This is a genomic window from Stappia sediminis, assembly GCF_009826895.1.
Lineage (GTDB): Bacteria > Pseudomonadota > Alphaproteobacteria > Rhizobiales > Stappiaceae > Hongsoonwoonella > Hongsoonwoonella sediminis.
Map to the genome: position 1 here is coordinate 420,764 of NZ_WUMV01000006.1, position 16,857 is coordinate 437,620.

17 protein-coding genes are annotated in these 16,857 nt (G+C 62.4%); 5 read left to right on the top strand and 12 right to left on the bottom strand.

The features are described from left to right. The 5 genes from gltS to GR183_RS14215 form a co-directional block, all read right to left on the bottom strand. Positions 1 to 1,206: a sodium/glutamate symporter gene (gene gltS, locus GR183_RS14195; RefSeq protein WP_160776288.1), complete on the bottom strand. Its 1,206-nt coding sequence runs from the start codon at positions 1,204 to 1,206 to the stop codon at positions 1 to 3. A 76-nt stretch (positions 1,207 to 1,282) separates the two neighbouring features. Further along, entirely contained in the window at positions 1,283 to 2,215 is a 933-nt protein-coding gene (locus tag GR183_RS14200) for a glycine--tRNA ligase subunit alpha (protein WP_202396110.1), read from the bottom strand. A gap of 178 nt (positions 2,216 to 2,393) precedes the next feature. Further along, a complete protein-coding gene (locus tag GR183_RS14205) occupies positions 2,394 to 2,582 on the bottom strand; it encodes a hypothetical protein (protein WP_160776290.1) in 189 nt (62 codons plus the stop codon). Between the two features lie 17 nt (positions 2,583 to 2,599). Then, a complete protein-coding gene (locus tag GR183_RS14210; RefSeq protein ID WP_160776291.1) occupies positions 2,600 to 3,457 on the bottom strand; it encodes a S49 family peptidase in 858 nt (285 codons plus the stop codon). 74 nt (positions 3,458 to 3,531) lie between these two features. Further along, positions 3,532 to 4,455: a uracil-DNA glycosylase gene (locus tag GR183_RS14215; RefSeq protein ID WP_160776292.1), complete on the bottom strand. Its 924-nt coding sequence runs from the start codon at positions 4,453 to 4,455 to the stop codon at positions 3,532 to 3,534. 323 nt (positions 4,456 to 4,778) lie between these two features. Here GR183_RS14215 and GR183_RS14220 point away from each other — a divergent pair, with 323 nt between their 5' ends. Then, a complete protein-coding gene (locus tag GR183_RS14220) occupies positions 4,779 to 6,455 on the top strand; it encodes an electron transfer flavoprotein-ubiquinone oxidoreductase (RefSeq protein WP_160776293.1) in 1,677 nt (558 codons plus the stop codon). Between the two features lie 173 nt (positions 6,456 to 6,628). On the opposite strand, the gene GR183_RS14225 is transcribed toward GR183_RS14220, so the two are convergent. The 3 genes from GR183_RS14225 to GR183_RS14235 form a co-directional block, all read right to left on the bottom strand. Continuing rightward, positions 6,629 to 7,315 (bottom strand): flavodoxin domain-containing protein, encoded by a 687-nt coding sequence (locus tag GR183_RS14225; RefSeq protein ID WP_160776294.1) that lies wholly within the window; start codon positions 7,313 to 7,315, stop codon positions 6,629 to 6,631. A 138-nt stretch (positions 7,316 to 7,453) separates the two neighbouring features. Beyond that, complete coding sequence (locus GR183_RS14230) at positions 7,454 to 9,754, bottom strand: NADP-dependent malic enzyme (RefSeq protein WP_160776295.1); 2,301 nt, start codon at positions 9,752 to 9,754, stop codon at positions 7,454 to 7,456. 328 nt (positions 9,755 to 10,082) lie between these two features. Beyond that, a complete protein-coding gene (locus tag GR183_RS14235; protein WP_160776296.1) occupies positions 10,083 to 10,730 on the bottom strand; it encodes a ceramidase domain-containing protein in 648 nt (215 codons plus the stop codon). Between the two features lie 125 nt (positions 10,731 to 10,855). Here GR183_RS14235 and moaB point away from each other — a divergent pair, with 125 nt between their 5' ends. Next, positions 10,856 to 11,413, top strand: a complete 558-nt coding sequence (gene moaB / locus GR183_RS14240; protein WP_160776297.1) for a molybdenum cofactor biosynthesis protein B — start codon at positions 10,856 to 10,858, stop codon at positions 11,411 to 11,413. Positions 11,414 to 11,558: 145 nt separating this feature from the next. Then, on the top strand, positions 11,559 to 12,527 hold the full coding sequence (locus GR183_RS14245; protein WP_202396094.1) for an MBL fold metallo-hydrolase: 969 nt from the start codon (positions 11,559 to 11,561) through the stop codon (positions 12,525 to 12,527). Between the two features lie 81 nt (positions 12,528 to 12,608). On the opposite strand, the gene GR183_RS14250 is transcribed toward GR183_RS14245, so the two are convergent. Beyond that, positions 12,609 to 13,223, bottom strand: a complete 615-nt coding sequence (locus tag GR183_RS14250; protein WP_160776298.1) for a glycosyltransferase — start codon at positions 13,221 to 13,223, stop codon at positions 12,609 to 12,611. A gap of 156 nt (positions 13,224 to 13,379) precedes the next feature. On the opposite strand from GR183_RS14250, the gene GR183_RS14255 reads away from it, so the two are divergent. Together GR183_RS14255 and rnhB are read left to right on the top strand one after the other, a co-directional pair. Further along, positions 13,380 to 14,552, top strand: a complete 1,173-nt coding sequence (locus GR183_RS14255) for a PA0069 family radical SAM protein (RefSeq protein ID WP_160776299.1) — start codon at positions 13,380 to 13,382, stop codon at positions 14,550 to 14,552. A 69-nt stretch (positions 14,553 to 14,621) separates the two neighbouring features. Further along, positions 14,622 to 15,284, top strand: coding sequence for a ribonuclease HII (gene rnhB, locus GR183_RS14260; protein ID WP_160776348.1), 663 nt, complete (start codon positions 14,622 to 14,624; stop codon positions 15,282 to 15,284). A 63-nt stretch (positions 15,285 to 15,347) separates the two neighbouring features. Here the strand turns inward: rnhB and GR183_RS14265 are convergent, their stop codons facing one another. The 3 genes from GR183_RS14265 to GR183_RS14275 form a co-directional block, all read right to left on the bottom strand. Beyond that, positions 15,348 to 15,827 (bottom strand): F0F1 ATP synthase subunit B, encoded by a 480-nt coding sequence (locus GR183_RS14265; RefSeq protein ID WP_160776300.1) that lies wholly within the window; start codon positions 15,825 to 15,827, stop codon positions 15,348 to 15,350. 9 nt (positions 15,828 to 15,836) lie between these two features. Further along, positions 15,837 to 16,406: a F0F1 ATP synthase subunit B gene (locus GR183_RS14270; protein WP_160776301.1), complete on the bottom strand. Its 570-nt coding sequence runs from the start codon at positions 16,404 to 16,406 to the stop codon at positions 15,837 to 15,839. Between the two features lie 171 nt (positions 16,407 to 16,577). Beyond that, the gene (locus GR183_RS14275; RefSeq protein WP_160776302.1) at positions 16,578 to 16,805 is read right to left on the bottom strand and encodes a F0F1 ATP synthase subunit C; all 228 of its coding nucleotides are present in this window, start codon (positions 16,803 to 16,805) and stop codon (positions 16,578 to 16,580) included. Positions 16,806 to 16,857 lie beyond the last annotated feature (52 nt).

A 16,857-nucleotide genomic window follows, 5' to 3' on the forward strand; every position in this document is an offset into this window, starting at 1 on the left:
TCAGGAAAGATTGAGAAACACCCGGATGATCGCGGCGTTCGCGAGATCCACGAAAAACGCGGAAACCAGCGGCAGGATGAGAAACGCCTTGGTCGCCGGGCCGTAGTGCTTGGTCACGGCGGTCATGTTCGCAATCGCCGTCGGTGTGGCGCCCAGGGCAAAGCCGGCAAAACCCGCCCCAAGGACCGCCGCTTCATAGTCCCGCCCCATGACCGGGAAAAGCACGAAAAGAATGAAGCTGCCCGCCGCAAGCACCTGGAGCCCAAGGATGATCAGCATGGGCCCGGCAAGCCCGGCAATGGTCCATAGCTGCAGGCTCATCAGCGATATCGCGAGGAAGACACCGAGCGCGAACTCCGAAATCACTGCAAGGCCCGGCGTGCGCGCCGGCCATGCAAGCCGTGGAAACAGCATCGGCACGATGTTGGAAAGCAGTATTCCGCAGAACAGGCAGACAACGAACAGCGGCAGCTCGAGGCCCGCCTCGCCGATTGCTTTTTGAAGCGCCACGCCAAGCACGATCGCGATATTAAGCACGAGAAGGCTGCGCATGAGGTCGACATGCGTGATCTGCTGAACCTGGTCGCCATCCCGCTCGAAACCGATATTCGCCACCTTCTCATGCACTTCCGGTGCGGGCTTCGCGCCACGGCCTTCGATCAGATATTTCGCGGTCGGCCCGCCCATGATGCTTGCCAGGATTAGTCCGAGGGTCGCGGTTGCAGCACCGATTTCCGCCGCGGACGCCACTCCGTAGGTTTCGGCGAACGTTGGTGCCCAGGCGATTGCCGTTCCATGGCCGCCGACGAGCGAAACCGTCCCGCCGATGAGCCCGAAGGCGACGGGCAACCCCATGCTCACACCGGCCACCACGCCGACGATATTCTGCAGGATCATGAAAGCGATGGTCAGGCCAAGCAGCAGCGCAAGCGGCCGCCCGCCCTTCAGAAGATCCGCGAAGCGTGCGTTCAGCCCGATCGAGGTGAAGAAGTAAAGAAGCAGGAAGTCGCGCGTTTCCAGCGAGAAGCCGATTTCGCTGCCCGAAACCAGATAGACAAGCAGCACAATGCCCGCGACGAAAAGCCCGCCAGATACCGGCTCCGGAATATTGTAGCGGTTGAGGAAAGTGATCTTGCCGTTGAGGCGGACACCGGCGAAATAGACAAGTATCCCGATATTGAAGCTGGCGAATTCGCCGATGGTCATTTGTTCGCCCTCGCAAGTCAGAGGGCCAGCTTGCCGCAAAGGCTCCAGCCGTTAAAGCCTGTTTTCGCGACGTAAGTCAGGCGGCAATGTACCCCTTGCCGCCGGCATCGGTTTCCAGGAAGGCCGCCCCGCACGCCTTGGCAAGCTCGCGTACCCGCAGGATGTAGCTCTGGCGTTCTGTGACGGAGATGACACCGCGCGCATCCAGAAGGTTGAACGCGTGCGAAGCCTTGATGCACTGGTCGTAGGCCGGCAGCACCACCTTGTGGATGCCGTCTTCGCGTTCGTCGCGCGCCTTTGCGCCTGCCTCCAGCAGCCGCCGGCACTCGTCCTCGGCGTCCTTGAAATGGCGAAACAGCATTTCCGTGTCGGCATATTCGAAATTGTGACGGGAATATTCCTGCTCGGCCTGCAGGAAGACATCGCCATAGGTGACCTTGTCGTCGCCTTCCAGCCCGTTGTAGTTCAGGTCGTAGACGTTATCGACGCCCTGGATATACATCGCCAGGCGCTCAAGCCCGTAGGTCAGTTCGCCGGAAACGGGCGAACATTCGAAGCCCGCCACCTGCTGGAAATAGGTAAACTGCGAAACCTCCATGCCGTCGCACCAGCATTCCCAGCCGAGCCCCCAGGCGCCCAGCGTCGGGCTTTCCCAGTCGTCCTCTACGAAGCGGATGTCATGCACCTTCGGATCAAGGCCGATGGCATAGAGGCTGTTCAGATAGAGATCCTGCAGGTCGGCCGGCGACGGCTTCAGCAGTACCTGGAACTGGTAATAGTGCTGCAGCCGGTTCGGGTTTTCGCCGTAGCGCCCGTCCGTCGGGCGACGCGAGGGCTGCACATAGGCCGCCTTCCAGGGCTTCGGCCCGAGAGAGCGCAGCGTCGTCGCCGGATGGAACGTGCCCGCACCCACTTCCATATCGTAAGGCTGAAGCACCACGCAGCCCCGGTCCGCCCAGTAGCGCTGCAGGGTAAGGATCAGGCCCTGAAAGGAATTTTGAGGCCGCATGTGCGGCGGAAGGCTGTCGCTCGGCATATTTGTTTCCCGGCGGTGGACTGGGGCGAGATGAAGGGCGGCAGGCGGACGCGCCGCCTGATCGACGGGGCAGAGAGGTGCCACCATCGCCCTCATTCGTCAAGGAATTCAGAGCACGTCATCCTTCCGCGACATGCATTCGCGAACTCGCTCAGCCTTCGCGCGGGCGGTAACGGCCTGTATCCGGATCACGCTCCAGCGTCGCCACGCGCTCGCGTTTGGCCTTGTCGGCCGCACTCTTTGAAACGCGCGCCTCGACGCGGTTCATCTCACGGCGAACGGCCTTGGCAAGCACATAGCCGCCGACGGCAAGTGCGGCCAGTGCGAACAATTGCGGCATATTCTTACCTCCCGCCATTAGAGCCCGTAGCGCGCCCAGAGCGCGCGCGTCTCAAGCGACGATATGACGTCGTCTCCGAGACCTTGCAGATTGAGCCCGCCGAGCGCATCGACACCGATTCCCTGGCGCTTGGGGAAGATCGAGCGCGGCGCGCCGAAAAGCCTCGGCTCCGCGTCCTTGCCGAAGCGCTCCTTGACGACGGAGCGCAGGTCGCCGAGCTGGTCGACTAGCCCCAGGTCCCGCGCCTTCTGGCCAGTCCAGAACAGGCCGGAAAAGATCTCTTCCGCTTCGTTCAGCACGTCGCCGCGCCGCTCCTTCACCATGCCGGTGAAGGTTTCGTGGATTTCCTGCTGCAGCGACTTCAGATGCTCCACGTCCTCCGCCCGCTCCGGGCGGAAGGGGTCGAGCAGCACCTTCTTCTCGCCTGCTGTATAGACGCGGCGCTCCACGCCGATTTTCGAGATCAGGTCGTTGAAACCGAAGCCCGCGGAAACGACGCCGATGGAGCCGACGATAGAAGATGGATCGGCGATGATCTCGTCGCCGGCGATGGCGATCATGTAGCCGCCGGAAGCCGCGACATCCTCCACGAAGACGAGGACGTCCTTCTTGTGCTCCTCGGCCAGCGCCCGGATACGGGTGTAAATCAGCCGCGACTGGACTGGCGACCCGCCCGGCGAATTCACCAGAAGCGCCACGGCGGGCGCTTCCTTCACCTTGAAGGCGCGCTCCAGCGTCTGCGCACAGGAGGAAAGCGTCAGGCCCGGGCGAAGCGGCGTCGACATGCCGATCGCCCCATGCAGGCGGACCACAGGCACGGTCGGTTTCGTTTTTCCAAGTTTTCCGGGCAGATACTTGCGGATTTTGTTGAGCACGTCGGTTTCCCGCTGCGGAGTGTAAGAGGGCTACGAATTCGATATAGGTTTTCTTGATCCAAGTGAAAGGACTTCTACGCGCCGCCCTCTTCAAGGGCGGCCCTGATCGCCAGGAAGTCGCGCCATGCGAGGCGTTTTTGCGCCGGATTGCGCAGGAGATAGGCCGGGTGAAGCGTTGCGATCGCCCTGATCTGCCGCTTGCCCGTGTCATAGGTCATCCAGCGTCCGCGAAGGCGCAATATCCCGTCGGTGACGCCAAGAAGCGCCTTGGCCGAAGCTCCTCCCAGGAACACCAGCACGTCCGGGTCTACAAGTTCGATCTGCCGCTTGATGAAAGGCTTGCAGATTTCCGTTTCCTGCGGGCTCGGCGTACGGTTGCCGGGCGGGCGCCACGGCACGACATTGGCGATATAGACCGACTGCCGGTCAAGGCCAATTGCCGCGAGGATCCGATCCAGAAGCTGGCCCGACCGGCCGACAAAGGGAAGGCCCTGGATATCCTCCTCCCTCCCCGGCGCCTCGCCAACGAACATCACACGGGCCTGCGGGCCGCCATCCGCGAAAACGAGGTTCTTGGCCGTTCGCTTGAGGTTGCAGCCCTCGAAACTGGCCAGGATCCGGTGCAAATCCTCCAGCGTTTCAGCACTCGCCGCCGCCTCGCGCGCTGCGACGATATTTTCATCGCCCGGAACGCTCGGCGCCATCCCCGGCTGAGTTGGCGGTGTCGCTGGTGCGGATTGCGCGGCAGGCGCAGGCCTTTGCATCGGCATTGCGGCCGCGGCGGGACGCATCGGCGGAGCATCATGGCTCGTTCCCGTCGCCGGGCGCTTTGCCTGCGTCTCGACATAGGCGAAGGCATCCACGGCGTCCTCGTCGACCATGCCGTTGACGCCCGCGCCGATGTAGAAATCCATCAGCGCTTCATAGGCGCGCGCAAGCTCCGCCGCGCTTGGCGGCGCTTCGCCGTTGTCGCCAGTATCCGGGCCGGAAGTCGTCATGGCTCCTTGTCGCAAATGCCGGCCACAATCGCAATCGTCATTGCCTGCAAGGGCCGATACCCGAAAGCGTCAACGGATAGCCCGACGCCACTTGCACTCGACCATCATTCCGTTTACGTAAACGTCATTATCCTTTAGGGCCGACGCTCAACGATTGCGACGCGTTCCGCGCTGCACTAAACAGGAAACTGCGGGATATGTCGCTTGGCGTGTATGGAAACGCCGCGTCCGGGCTTCGGAATTCAGCCTTCGGATGCTAGCGATTGAGAAACAGGCAAACAGGCGGGCGGGTGCGCCGCATCCGCCCGAGGCGGGAGAGAGACATGGCCGAGACCGAGGCACTTCCTGAACGCGAGAGCATGGAATTCGACGTCGTGATCGTCGGCGCCGGGCCGGCCGGCCTTGCGGCTGCGATCCGGCTCAAGCAGATCGCGAACGAAAAGGGCGAGGAACTTTCCGTCGTCGTCCTGGAAAAGGGGTCAGAAGTCGGCGCGCATATCCTCTCGGGCGCGGTGATCGATCCCGTCGCCATCGACAAGCTCCTGCCCGAGTGGCGCGAGGAGGAAACCCCGATCAAGACGGCGGTCACCGCCGATCATTTTCTGGTGCTCGGGCCCGCCGGTTCCATGCGCCTGCCGAATTTCATGATGCCGAAGCTCATGAACAACCACGGCAACTACGTGGTCTCGCTCGGCAACGTCTGCCGCTGGCTTGCCGAAAAGGCGGAAGCCCTCGGCGTCGAAGTCTATCCGGGCTTTGCCGCCGCCGAAGTTCTTTACGATGAGAAAGGCACGGTCGTCGGTGTCGCCACCGGCGACATGGGCATCGGGCGCGACGGAAAGCCGAATGCAAACTACACGCGCGGCGTGGAACTTCGTGGCAAATATGTGCTCATCGGCGAAGGTGCGCGCGGCTCTCTCGCCAAGCAGCTCATCGCGAAGTTCGCTCTCGACAAGGACAGCGATTTTCCGAAGTTCGGCATCGGCATAAAGGAGCTTTGGGAGATCGATCCGGAAAAGCACCGTCCCGGTCTCGTCCAGCACACCTTCGGCTGGCCGCTCGACAACAAGACCGGCGGCGGGTCCTTCCTCTATCACCTGGAAGACAATCAGGTCGCCGTCGGCTTCGTCGTGCACCTGAACTACGAGAACCCGCACCTGTCGCCCTTCGACGAGTTCCAGCGCTTCAAGACGCATCCGGCGATCCGAGACACTTTCGAGGGCGGCAAGCGCATCTCCTACGGCGCGCGCGCCATCACCGAGGGCGGCTATCAGTCCGTGCCTAAGCTTTCCTTCCCCGGTGGCCTCATCATCGGCTGTTCGGCGGGCTTCGTGAACGTGCCGCGCATCAAGGGCTCGCACAATGCCATGCTCTCGGGCATGATCGCCGCCGAGCATGTCTTCGACGCGCTGGCGGAAGGCAAGACAAACGCCGAACTCACCGCCTTCGATACCGCCTGGCGCGAAAGCGAGATCGGCGATGATCTGCGGAAAGTGCGCAACGCCAAGCCGCTCTGGTCGAAGTTCGGCACGGTTATCGGCATCGCCCTTGGCGGGCTCGACATGTGGACGAACGAGCTTTTCGGCATATCCTTCTTCGGCACGATGAAGCACGGCAAGCCGGATTCAAAGACGCTGAAGCCTGCATCCGAATGCAAGCCGATCGCCTATCCCAAGCCCGACGGTGTCGTCTCCTTCGACAAGCTCTCCTCCGTCTTCCTGTCCAACACCAACCACGAGGAGGACCAGCCGATCCACCTCAAGGTGAAGGATATGGAACTGCAGAAGAAGTCGGAGCATGACGTATTCGACGGCCCGTCGAACCGTTACTGCCCCGCAGGCGTCTACGAATGGGTGGAGGAAGGCGAGGACGCGCCGAAATTCCAGATCAACGCGCAGAACTGCGTGCACTGCAAGACCTGCGACATCAAGGACCCGAACCAGAACATCACCTGGACGGTGCCCGAAGGCGCCGGCGGACCGAACTACCCGAACATGTGAGTCTCAGTCTTGGTGCTCTGCGCCTCACAACGGACGTCATCCCGGCCCGCGTGCGCTCAAGCGCATCGCGAGAGCCGGGATCCAGCATTTCGCCCGCACGTCAGCACACTTTCACGAAAAGAGCGGGCGTCGCCCGCGACAATTTTCCGGGAAGGCTCGCCACACACATTTCCTCACCTCTTCGCCGCGATATTCCTCCCCCCTTGCGGCGCGATTTCTTCTTTCAGGAACTGATCGGCAAAGGCATCGAGCGCCGCCCAATCGGTGAATTCCAATTCTCCTGAAGGCCCCATTTCCACGCCCTTGGCGCGCAGGATCGCGTGCAGGATCCAGCGCTTGATGAACCCGAGCCTTGCATCGCGCACGGCACCTGCCGCCAGATGCGTGCAATCGGCCTCCCAGCCTGCCTTTTCGAAGAACTCGGCAACGCATCGATGAGCCGCCGCGACATCCTCGCTGGTATCGCCATGCGCCGAAAGGCTCACGGAGACGAACCCCGTCGGCACGCCGCAGAGCGCCTCGCGGTGTGATTTCACGAACCGGATCAGCTCTTTCTGGTGACGGCCAGCATGGAGGGAGCCTGCAAGCAGAGCCGCGTCGAAAGGCTCTAGAGCATATTCCGTCAAAACGGCGTCGTTTTGACGATAAGAATATGCTTCAACATATTGATTCTGGAGCGTTTTCTTGTCACGAAAGCGGTTCCGCTTTCGTGGAAAGCGCTCCAGCGCCGGAACGCCATTCTTGGCAACATCGACCAGTTGAACGCCCGCGCCGTGGTCCCTCAACCGCGCCGCAATGCGCTCGACGATCTTCCGCGTCTGGCCTTCAGTAGAGGCATAGGCGACCAGAACCTGCACCATAACGCGTGTTCCCTTGGTGAAACCTCAGGCGTCAGAATGCGTCCAGTTGTGCCCTTCACGCCATGACGTGGCTCAAGCGCATGCCCCCAAAAGTGGATGCAGTTTTTGGGATAAGGGCATGCGATATCAAATAGCCTTTCATGCACTCACCTGCCCGCGCATCTGCGCCTCGACCGCCGCGAAGGCGGACATGTTCACCACCCCGCGCGAGGTGACCGAAGGTGTGAGGATATGCGCTGGCTTCGCCGTTCCCAGAAGGATCGGCCCCACATGGAGCGAATCCGTCATCACCTTGACGAGGTTCAGCGCGATATTGGCGGCATCGAGCGTCGGGAAGACGAGCAGGTTCGCCTCACCTTCGAGCTTCGAATTCGGAATAACACGCTTGCGCATGGCTTCCGACAAAGCCGCATCGCCGTGCATCTCGCCATCGACCTCAAGCTCCGGCGCCCGCTTCCAGATGAGCTTCAGCGCCTCGCGCATTTTCGAGGCCTGCGCGCTGTCGCGCGAGCCGAAGTTGGAGGACGAAAGAAGCGCGGCCTTGGGCGTGATGCCGAAGCGGCGGATTTCCTTCGCCGCAAGACATGTCATCTCGGCGATTTCTTCCGCCGTTGGATCTATCGTCACATAGGTATCGGTGAAGAACGTCGCTCCGGTGGAGTTGATCAGCAGCGAAAGTGCCGAGAAATCCTTCACCCCTTCAGCGCAGCCGATGATGTTGCGCACATCGCGCAAGTGCTTGGAAAACCGGCCCTCCAGACCGCAGATCAGAGCGTCCGCCTCTCCGCGGTGCACCGCAAGCGCGCCGATCACCGTGTTGTTGGAACGCACCATCGTGCGTGCGGCCTCCGGCGTCACGCCCTTGCGTCCGACAAGTTCGCTAAGCGTATCGACGTAGTCGCGGTAGCGCGGATCGTCTTCCGGATTGATGACTTCGAAGTCCTTGTCCGGCCGCACTCTCAGGCCGAAACGCTCGCAGCGCGCCTCGATCACCGCCGGACGGCCGATCAGGATCGGCTTGGCGAGCCCATCCTCCATAAGCACCTGTGTCGCGCGAAGCACGCGCTCGTCCTCGCCGTCGGAATAGATGATCGTTTCCTTTACGTCCCGCGCGGCGGCGAAGATCGGCTTCATGATCAGGCCGGAGCGGAAGACGAAGCGGTTGAGGCGGTCGTGATAGGCCTCGAAGTCCTCGATCGGGCGTTCGGCGACGCCTGTGTCCATCGCCGCGCGCGCCACAGCGGGCGCGATCCTCAGGATCAGCCGCTGGTCGAAGGGCGAAGGGATCAGATATTTCGGGCCGAAGGTTTCCGAAACGCCGCCGTATGCGCGCGCCGCAACGTCGGAAGGCTCCTCGCGCGCAAGCTGGGCGATCGCCTCGACGGCGGCAAGCTTCATCTCCTCGTTGATTGTCGTCGCACCCACGTCAAGCGCGCCACGGAAGATATAGGGAAAGCAAAGCACATTGTTCACCTGGTTCGGATAGTCCGAACGCCCGGTGCAGATGACGGCGTCGTCGCGCACGGCCAGCGCTTCTTCCGGCATGATCTCCGGCTTCGGGTTGGCAAGCGCCAGGATCAGCGGCCGGTCCGCCATTTTGGCGACCATTTCGGGCTTCAGCACGCCAGCTGCCGATAGCCCCAGAAAGACGTCGGCACCCTCAATTACGTCACCGAGCGTGCGAAGCTCCGTCTTTTGCGCGAACACCGCCTTCCACTCGTCCATCAGCGCCTCGCGGCCCTCGTAGACGACGCCCTCGATATCGGTCACCCAGATGTTTTCGCGCTTCGCGCCGAGCGAGACCAGAAGGTTGAGGCAGGCAAGGGCCGCAGCACCTGCGCCCGATGCAACGATCTTCGCCTCTTCGATTGGCTTGCCGCCAAGCTCCAGTCCGTTGCGCACCGCCGCAGCCACGATGATCGCCGTACCGTGCTGGTCGTCGTGGAAGACGGGAATGTTCATGCGCTCGCGCAGGCACCGCTCGATGACGAAACATTCCGGCGCCTTGATGTCTTCCAGGTTGATCCCGCCGAAGGTCGGCTCCAGCGCGCCCACCGCATCGCAGAAACGATCCACATCGAATTCGTTCACCTCGATGTCGAAGACGTCGATCCCGGCGAACTTCTTGAACAACACCGCCTTGCCTTCCATCACCGGCTTGGAGGCGAGCGGGCCGATGGAACCGAGGCCCAATACCGCCGTTCCGTTGGAGATCACGCCAACAAGATTGCCGCGCGCGGTGTATTCCGCAGCCGTTCCCGGGTCCCTGGCGATTTCAAGACACGGAGCCGCAACACCCGGCGAATAGGCAAGCGCAAGGTCGCGCTGGTTGCCGAGCGGCTTGATCGGCTGGATTTCAAGCTTTCCGGGCCTTGGATAGCGATGGAAGAAAAGGGCGGCTTCATCGAGGTCTGCGGCGGTCGGCTGTTTTTCGCTCATGGTTTCGGCTTCTTGTAGGACGGCATAAATTGACGAACGGAATCAACCTATCAGCTTTGCCGCGAAAGGCCATTCGCACGAACGTCCCGGAACGGCAAAAGACTGTTGCCCATCCATCTGCTTCGCCTTCTTTGCACAAAGGACGTCATCCCGGACAAGTGAGGCAAAGCCGAGCGATGATCCGGGAACCAGCGCATATGTTGCGCGTTAGCGCACGATACAAAACCAAGGTGCGGGCTTTGCCCGCAAATATATCTGGTTCCCGGCTCTCGCGATGCGCTTAAGCGCACGCGGGCCGGGATGACGGCCTTCCATCCATTACAAGCCCTCACCCCCTCTCCCGCGCTCGGACGAAAACCCTCAGCAGAATGTAGAGCGTCGTGGCGTTCAGGATGTGCCAGATGAAATGCGTGCCATGGGGAAATTCGGCGCAGACCGGCGCATCGAGCATCCTGAAGGACATGGAAACGGCGAACACGGCGGCAGCCCCGAACAATCCAAGCGCGGTTCCCGCCTCCTTTCCAAGCAGGGCAAGGCCGGTGATCACCATCGCCAGGAATGCCGGCACATAGCTGCCGGTCGAGCCGAAGGCGAAGCTCAACGGCTCGCCCCACCAATATGAGATGACACCGAAAACGACGACGATCCCGATGGCGGAAATGATCCGGAAACCGAAAAAGCGGCGCATGGCGAGGAATAGATAGCTGTAGATGAAGATCGAGATCGGCAGCACGTCGGCAAGCAGCGCCCAGCGCGTGGCAAGCGTGTGAAACAGAAACGAGCCGACGCCGATCACCGCAACGAGGCCCGTCAGGATCCAGGCCGGCAAATCGGCGGGCCTTGCCTTTGCCAGCGACAGCGCGATCAAGCCGGCGGCGATCAGGAAAGCGATGTTCGTTATGGCGTTGAGCGGCTCGGCCCAGAAGCTTGCATCCGCGCGCTCGCAATAGACGTCGACCTGCCTGAACCAGTCCATCCACTTTCTCCCGCCATCGAATCGAATGCGAAAATGGCAATGCGGCGATACGAAGCTGTGACGAACGCCCACCTTCAATCCGGCCGAAATAACGAATACAAATTTGCATTCCACCGGAGAGCAACATGAACCGTATCGACGAAAGCCGCCCCTTCATACCCATGCGTATCGCCGTGTTGACGGTTTCCGACACGCGCTCGCTCGACGAAGACAAGAGCGGGGCGACCTTGGCCGCGCGTATCGAGGAGGCGGGCCATAAGCTCGCGGACCGAAAAATCGTGAAGGACGATGTCGATGAGATTCGCAAAGTGGTCGGCGGCTGGATCGATTCGCCCGAGGTCGATGTCGTCATCACCACGGGCGGGACGGGCTTTACCGGGCGCGACGTGACGCCGGAGGCGGTCGAGCCGCTGTTCGAAAAGCGCATGGACGGCTTTTCCTACGCCTTCCACCGCATTTCCTACGACAAGATCGGAACCTCCACGATCCAGTCGCGCGCGACGGGCGGCGTTGCCAGGGCGACCTATATTTTCGTGCTGCCGGGTTCCACTGGTGCGTGCAAGGACGCCTGGGACGGCATCCTGAAATACCAGCTCGACTATCGTCACATGCCTTGCAACTTCGTGGAAATCATGCCCCGCCTCGACGAACACCTGAAACGCGGCAAGCTTCGCGAAGCCTGAAACTGATCCAATCGGGCCTGTCCTGTGTATCTACCTGGAAGGGTTTGACGTTGCTCACTCTATCGTGAGTCGCGCTTTACCTGCTCTGTGGCAACCCTATTCTCGAATGGGTTCACCACTTTCCGAAACGGGAGGTCAAGGATTAATGATCGATTTCAAGCTTAGCCGCCGCGCGGCCCTTTCCTCTGTGGCGGGTGCCGCGGTCGCAGCGCCATTCGTTCTCAAGGGCGCCACGCCCGCGAGGGCGGAAGCTCCTCTTCTCGGCGCTGCCCAGCCGCGTTTTCGTCGCATCAAGCTCGGCGCCTTCGAGGTGACGACCATGCTCGATGCCGAGCGCGGTGTCGGCGGCCCGCATCCGATCTTCGGCCAGGACCAGAGTGCCGAGGCTGTCGCGGAGCTTGCGAAGGAAAATTATCTGCCCACCGACAAGATGGTGATCGGCTTCGCGCCGGTTCTCGTCAACACGGGCAGCCAGCTCGTGCTGTTCGATACCGGCCTCGGCGGCGATGCCGGCACTCTGCCGGATCAGCTCAAGGCCGCGGGCTATTCCACCGACCAGGTCGACATTGTGGTGATCACCCACATGCATCCCGATCACATCGGCGGCCTGATGACGAACGGCAAGCCCACCTTCGCCAAGGCCCGCTATGTCACGGGCCAGGCGGAATATGACTTCTGGTCGGCCGAGGAGCGGCTTTCCGGCGGCACGGAAGGTGTGGCCAAGCTCGTGCGGTCGAACGTCGTTCCGTTTGCGGAACAGATGACCTTCATCGGCAATGAAGGCGAGGTCGTCTCGGGCATTCACGGCATCGACACCTCCGGCCACACGCCGGGGCACATGTCCTATCACATCGAAAGCGACGGCCAGCGCCTGCTGATCTGGGGCGATGTGGCCAATCATTTCGTCGCCTCCATCCAGCGGCCGGACTGGCATGTACGCTTCGACATGGACAAGGAAAAGGCCGCGGCCACGCGCAAGCGTGTGTTCGATATGGCAGCGGCCGACCGTCTGGCCGTCACGGGCTATCACATGCCTTTCCCTGCCATCGGTTACATCTCCACCAATGGCGGCGGCTACAGCTGGGTACCGGCGAGCTATCAGTTCTCTGTCTGACCCGTCGGGTCCGTTTCCAACGGAAAAGACCCCGCGGCGCATCGCTGCGGGGTCCTTCATTTTCGCCACAAGCCTGAGGAGTCAAGCCGCCTTTGCCGCAATCCCCTCGGGAACGGCAGATGTCGCTACCGCCGCGCGAAGGAGCACGAGGCGCCTGCGGCCGATGCGCCGGGCGAACTCCCTGTGCGGTGTCGCGGCGTCGTCACGATGCCCGCCGAGGCTGCGGTAGAACTCCTTCGGGATGACCAGTGGCTGCTCGCAAAAGGGTGCTGCCAGCAACCGGCTGTTCACCGCCGCCCGCCACTCCCTGAAGCGCGCCCGCCAGCCGAAGTCGTCGAGCGAAAGGCTCAGCACCGCCGCAATATCCTTGCGCCCGTTTCGCCCTGCACGCTCGGCAAAAATGCGCATCTCCTCGCCCCAGCCCGGCTGCGGCACGCTGCCCGGGCTCAGGAACAACAGCCAGTCGCCGCGCCTCGCCGCATCGGCGCCGGCGGCGAGACACGCGCCCAGGCTGCCCCGGTTGATCAGGAATTCCGCGCCCGCCACATCGGCCACCCGCTCCGTATCGTCATCGGAGCCCCGGTCGACGACGACCACCTCCCTGACGAGGCCTTCCGCCGCCGCCGGCACGAGGGCGGCAAGCGAATGCACCAGCGCACGCTCGTTGTTCAATGTCGGAATGATGACGCTCAGCATGAGCTCTTTTTAGCGGCATTCGCCCGGTTTGGCGAGTTCGTGCGATTTTCCTTCGAATTCGGGCCTGTTTCCATCTCCATCTCTGCAACACGCCACTTGCCGGGATCGGGCCGCCTGATATATGTTCTTCTTATGTTCTCTTTTTGAGTTTCGATCATGCGACACGCTCCATCCAGCACCGCCGCCCGTCACCTGCCCGAAGATCCGGCGTTCGATCCGGACACCTGCATCGATTTCGAGGTGGCGGATACCCCTCCCCCGGCGATCCACGCAGACCGTCGGCGGGGCCGTGGCGCGGGGCTCAACATGTCGGGCCGCTTCGAACGTCAGTCGCGCGAGATTTTCGACGACGGCTGGGAATCGATCGAGGATCTTCCGCCCTTCAGGACCGAGGTTCAGGAAGAGCGTGCGCGCACGATCATCACCCGCAACGAATCGCCCGACATCTCGTTCGACCGCTCGATAAACCCCTATCGCGGCTGCGAGCACGGCTGCGTTTACTGCTTCGCCCGCCCGACCCACGCCTACATGGGCCTGTCCCCCGGCCTCGATTTCGAATCCCGCCTCTTCGCCAAGCCGAACGCGGCGGAACTTCTGGAGCGCGAGCTTTCAAAACCCGGCTATAGCCCCCGCACGATCGCCATCGGCACCAATACCGACCCCTATCAGCCGATAGAGCGGCAATGGAAGATCATGCGCGAAATCCTTGAGGTTCTGGACCGCTGCAATCATCCGCTCGGCATCGTCACCAAGTCGGCGCTCGTCACCCGCGATATCGACATTCTTTCGAAGATGGCCGAGCGCGGGCTGGTCAAGGTCGCGCTTTCCGTCACCACGCTTGACCGCAAGCTCGCAAGGACGATGGAACCGCGCGCATCCACGCCTGAAAAGCGTCTCTCCGCGATCCGCGCCCTGTCGGATGCGGGCATCCCCACATCGGTCATGGTCGCCCCCGTCGTGCCCGCGCTCACGGACAGCGAGATGGAGGCGATCCTGACAGCCGCTCACGATGCCGGCGCGAGCGAAGCAGGCTATATCCTCCTGCGCCTGCCGCTGGAGGTAAGCCCCCTCTTCCGGGACTGGCTCTTGAGGAACCGGCCCGACCGCTATCAGCATGTCATGAACATCCTGCGGTCCATGCGTGGCGGCAAGGATTACGATGCCGAATGGGGCAAGCGCTTTCGGGGGCAAGGGCCTTACGCACAGCACCTTGGCAGACGCTTCACGCTTGCCGCAAGGCGTTTGGGCCTGAACCGGCGCCGTTTCAAACTGAGTGCGGACGCCTTCATCGCGCCTCAGAAGGGCGGCGTGCAACTCGCCCTGTTTTGAATCGATTTGCGGGGGATGAAAAGGCGATCCGGCTTGAGCATCCGCGAGGTCGTGCGCCACTATTCATCCATGCATGATTTCGCCCTCGTCGCACCGCTATCGCTGGACCTGCCCGATACGCTTTCGCCCGAGAAGGAAGCGAAGATCGCCTCCCGCTTCGCTTGCCGCCTTGCCGGTGTGGACGAGGCCGGGCGCGGGCCTTGGGCCGGGCCGGTCGTCACCGCCGCCGTCATCCTGGATTATGCGCGCCTGCCCGCGGGCCTGAACGATTCCAAGAAGCTGACGGAAGCCCGCCGCGAAGCCCTGTTTGAGGAAATCTGCGGCACGGCGGATGTTTCCGTGGCCTACGCCTCGCCAGCACGTATCGATGTCATGAATATCCGCGGGGCAACCCTTTGGGCAATGACGCGTGCCGTGGCGGGTCTCGGCCTCGCCCCCCAGGCCTGTCTCATTGACGGGCGTGACGTGCCGCCCTCCCTTGCCCTTCCCGCGCAGGCGGTGGTCAGGGGCGATGGCAGGTTGCTGGCGGTCGCCGCTGCGTCAATTGTCGCAAAGGTGGTGCGCGACCGTCTCATGGTCCGCCTGGATGCTCATGTGCCCGGTTACGGTTTCGCCGGTCACAAGGGATACGGCACCGCAGAGCATGCCGCCGCCCTTTCCCGCCTCGGCCCGTGCGCCCATCACAGGCGCAGTTTCCGCCCGATCCGCGACCTTCCAGGCATCGCAGGCTGATCCGCAAATGAAAACGGCCCCGAAACCGGGGCCGTTCGAACGTCCGTGAAGCCTGCGGTTCGGTCAGTTCAACCGGCCTTTGACTTCCTCGATGCTCTTTTTCATCAGATCGTCGGCAATCTTGCCGGAGACCTTGCCTTCCAGGATCTTGCGGGCGGCAGAGACTGCGATATCGGCCGCGCGCGCGCGCACTTCCGCCACCGCCTGGCCTTCGGCCTGCTCGATCTTGCGCTCGGCTGCCTTCGTGCGCCGCTCGATCATTTCCTGAAGAGCTTCGTTCGCCTCGACGGTCATGCGCTCGGCTTCGAGTTTGGCTTCGGCGACGATCGCCTCAGCTTCCTCTTCGGCTTCACGGCGCTTGCGCTGGTACTCCGCCAGCAGGGCCTGCGCCTCTTCGCGCAGCTTGCGGGCTTCCTCCAGTTCGTTGGAAATCGTCTCCGCGCGTTTGTCGAGCGAGGAGCCGACCGTGCCCGGCACCTTGAAGTAGTAGAGCACTGCGAAAAACAGGATCAGTGCGATCAGCGCCCAGAATGTAGCGTCCATCGTGCTCTCCTATTTCATCGCGCCGTCGATCGCCTTGGAAAGCTCGGTCTTGGTCGGCGCCTTGCCGATGAGCGTTTCCACAAGCGTCGTGGTGGTGTCGGTTGCGATCTCGCTCACCTGCGAAAGGGCGGCGCTCTTGATCTCGCCGATCCTTGCCTCGGCCTCCGAAAGCTTCTTGGAAAGGCCTTCTTCGGCTTCGCCCCGGCGAGCCTCGGTTTCGGCCTTCAGCTTTTCGCGCGTATCGTGCGCAATTCCGTGGGCGCGGTTGCGCGCTTCGGCCAGCGCCTGTTCGTAGGCGGCCACGGCGGCGTCGCCTTCCTGCTTGAGGCGGTTCGCCTCCGCAAGATCGCCCGCGATGCGGTCGCGCCGGTCTTCAAGGATGCCCGCGATGCGCGGCAGGGCAACCTTGCTCATGATCCAGTAGAGAAGCCCGAAAGTGATCGCGAGCCACAAGAGCTGCGAAGCGAAGGTCTCGCTGTTGAACGGCGGGAACCCTACGCTCGCGTGGGCGTCGTGGGGCACCTCGGTGCCGGCGGCGTGTTCGCCGGTCGTTTCTGATGCGGCCTGTGTCGTCGCCATACCCTTCATCCTTGCCCTGTTTCAGTGACGCCGCCGGACGATAAATCCCTGACGATTAACCATGTTCCGGCAATTCGTCTCCGGCCTGTCGCCGGATGGCGCTGGAACCGGGCGCCGGGAATCGTTCCCGCCGCCCGGCCCGATCTGCGTCGCTGTCGTCCGTCCGGAAAATCAGACGGCGAAGAGGAGGAGGAGAGCCACCAGCAGCGAGAAGATGCCGAGAGCTTCGGTAACGGCGAAGCCGAAGATCAGGCGGCCGAACTGGCCGTCGGCGGCCGATGGGTTGCGCAGGGCACCCGAGAGGTAGTTACCGAAAATGCTGCCGAGGCCGATGGCTGCGCCACCCATGCCGAGGCAGGCGATGCCGGCACCGATCAACTTTGCTGCTTCAGCTTCCATGACGTTTGCTCCTTGTAAGATTGCAGCGACGTGAAGAATGGCCCCGCGCCGC

What these genes read in the sequence shown, in the direction of transcription:
- gltS (WP_160776288.1), bottom strand. Translation starts at nt 1,206, where the DNA reads ATGACCATCGGCGAATTCGCCAGCTTCAATATCGGGATACTTGTCTAT.
- GR183_RS14245 (WP_202396094.1), top strand. Translation starts at nt 11,559, where the DNA reads ATGATCGATTTCAAGCTTAGCCGCCGCGCGGCCCTTTCCTCTGTGGCG.
- GR183_RS14225 (WP_160776294.1), bottom strand. Translation starts at nt 7,315, where the DNA reads ATGGTGCAGGTTCTGGTCGCCTATGCCTCTACTGAAGGCCAGACGCGG.
- GR183_RS14250 (WP_160776298.1), bottom strand. Translation starts at nt 13,223, where the DNA reads ATGCTGAGCGTCATCATTCCGACATTGAACAACGAGCGTGCGCTGGTG.
- GR183_RS14230 (WP_160776295.1), bottom strand. Translation starts at nt 9,754, where the DNA reads ATGAGCGAAAAACAGCCGACCGCCGCAGACCTCGATGAAGCCGCCCTT.
- GR183_RS14255 (WP_160776299.1), top strand. Translation starts at nt 13,380, where the DNA reads ATGCGACACGCTCCATCCAGCACCGCCGCCCGTCACCTGCCCGAAGAT.
- GR183_RS14270 (WP_160776301.1), bottom strand. Translation starts at nt 16,406, where the DNA reads ATGGCGACGACACAGGCCGCATCAGAAACGACCGGCGAACACGCCGCC.
- GR183_RS14265 (WP_160776300.1), bottom strand. Translation starts at nt 15,827, where the DNA reads ATGGACGCTACATTCTGGGCGCTGATCGCACTGATCCTGTTTTTCGCA.
- GR183_RS14235 (WP_160776296.1), bottom strand. Translation starts at nt 10,730, where the DNA reads ATGGACTGGTTCAGGCAGGTCGACGTCTATTGCGAGCGCGCGGATGCA.
- GR183_RS14220 (WP_160776293.1), top strand. Translation starts at nt 4,779, where the DNA reads ATGGCCGAGACCGAGGCACTTCCTGAACGCGAGAGCATGGAATTCGAC.
- GR183_RS14200 (WP_202396110.1), bottom strand. Translation starts at nt 2,215, where the DNA reads ATGCGGCCTCAAAATTCCTTTCAGGGCCTGATCCTTACCCTGCAGCGC.
- GR183_RS14215 (WP_160776292.1), bottom strand. Translation starts at nt 4,455, where the DNA reads ATGACGACTTCCGGCCCGGATACTGGCGACAACGGCGAAGCGCCGCCA.
- rnhB (WP_160776348.1), top strand. Translation starts at nt 14,622, where the DNA reads ATGCATGATTTCGCCCTCGTCGCACCGCTATCGCTGGACCTGCCCGAT.
- GR183_RS14205 (WP_160776290.1), bottom strand. Translation starts at nt 2,582, where the DNA reads ATGCCGCAATTGTTCGCACTGGCCGCACTTGCCGTCGGCGGCTATGTG.
- GR183_RS14275 (WP_160776302.1), bottom strand. Translation starts at nt 16,805, where the DNA reads ATGGAAGCTGAAGCAGCAAAGTTGATCGGTGCCGGCATCGCCTGCCTC.
- moaB (WP_160776297.1), top strand. Translation starts at nt 10,856, where the DNA reads ATGAACCGTATCGACGAAAGCCGCCCCTTCATACCCATGCGTATCGCC.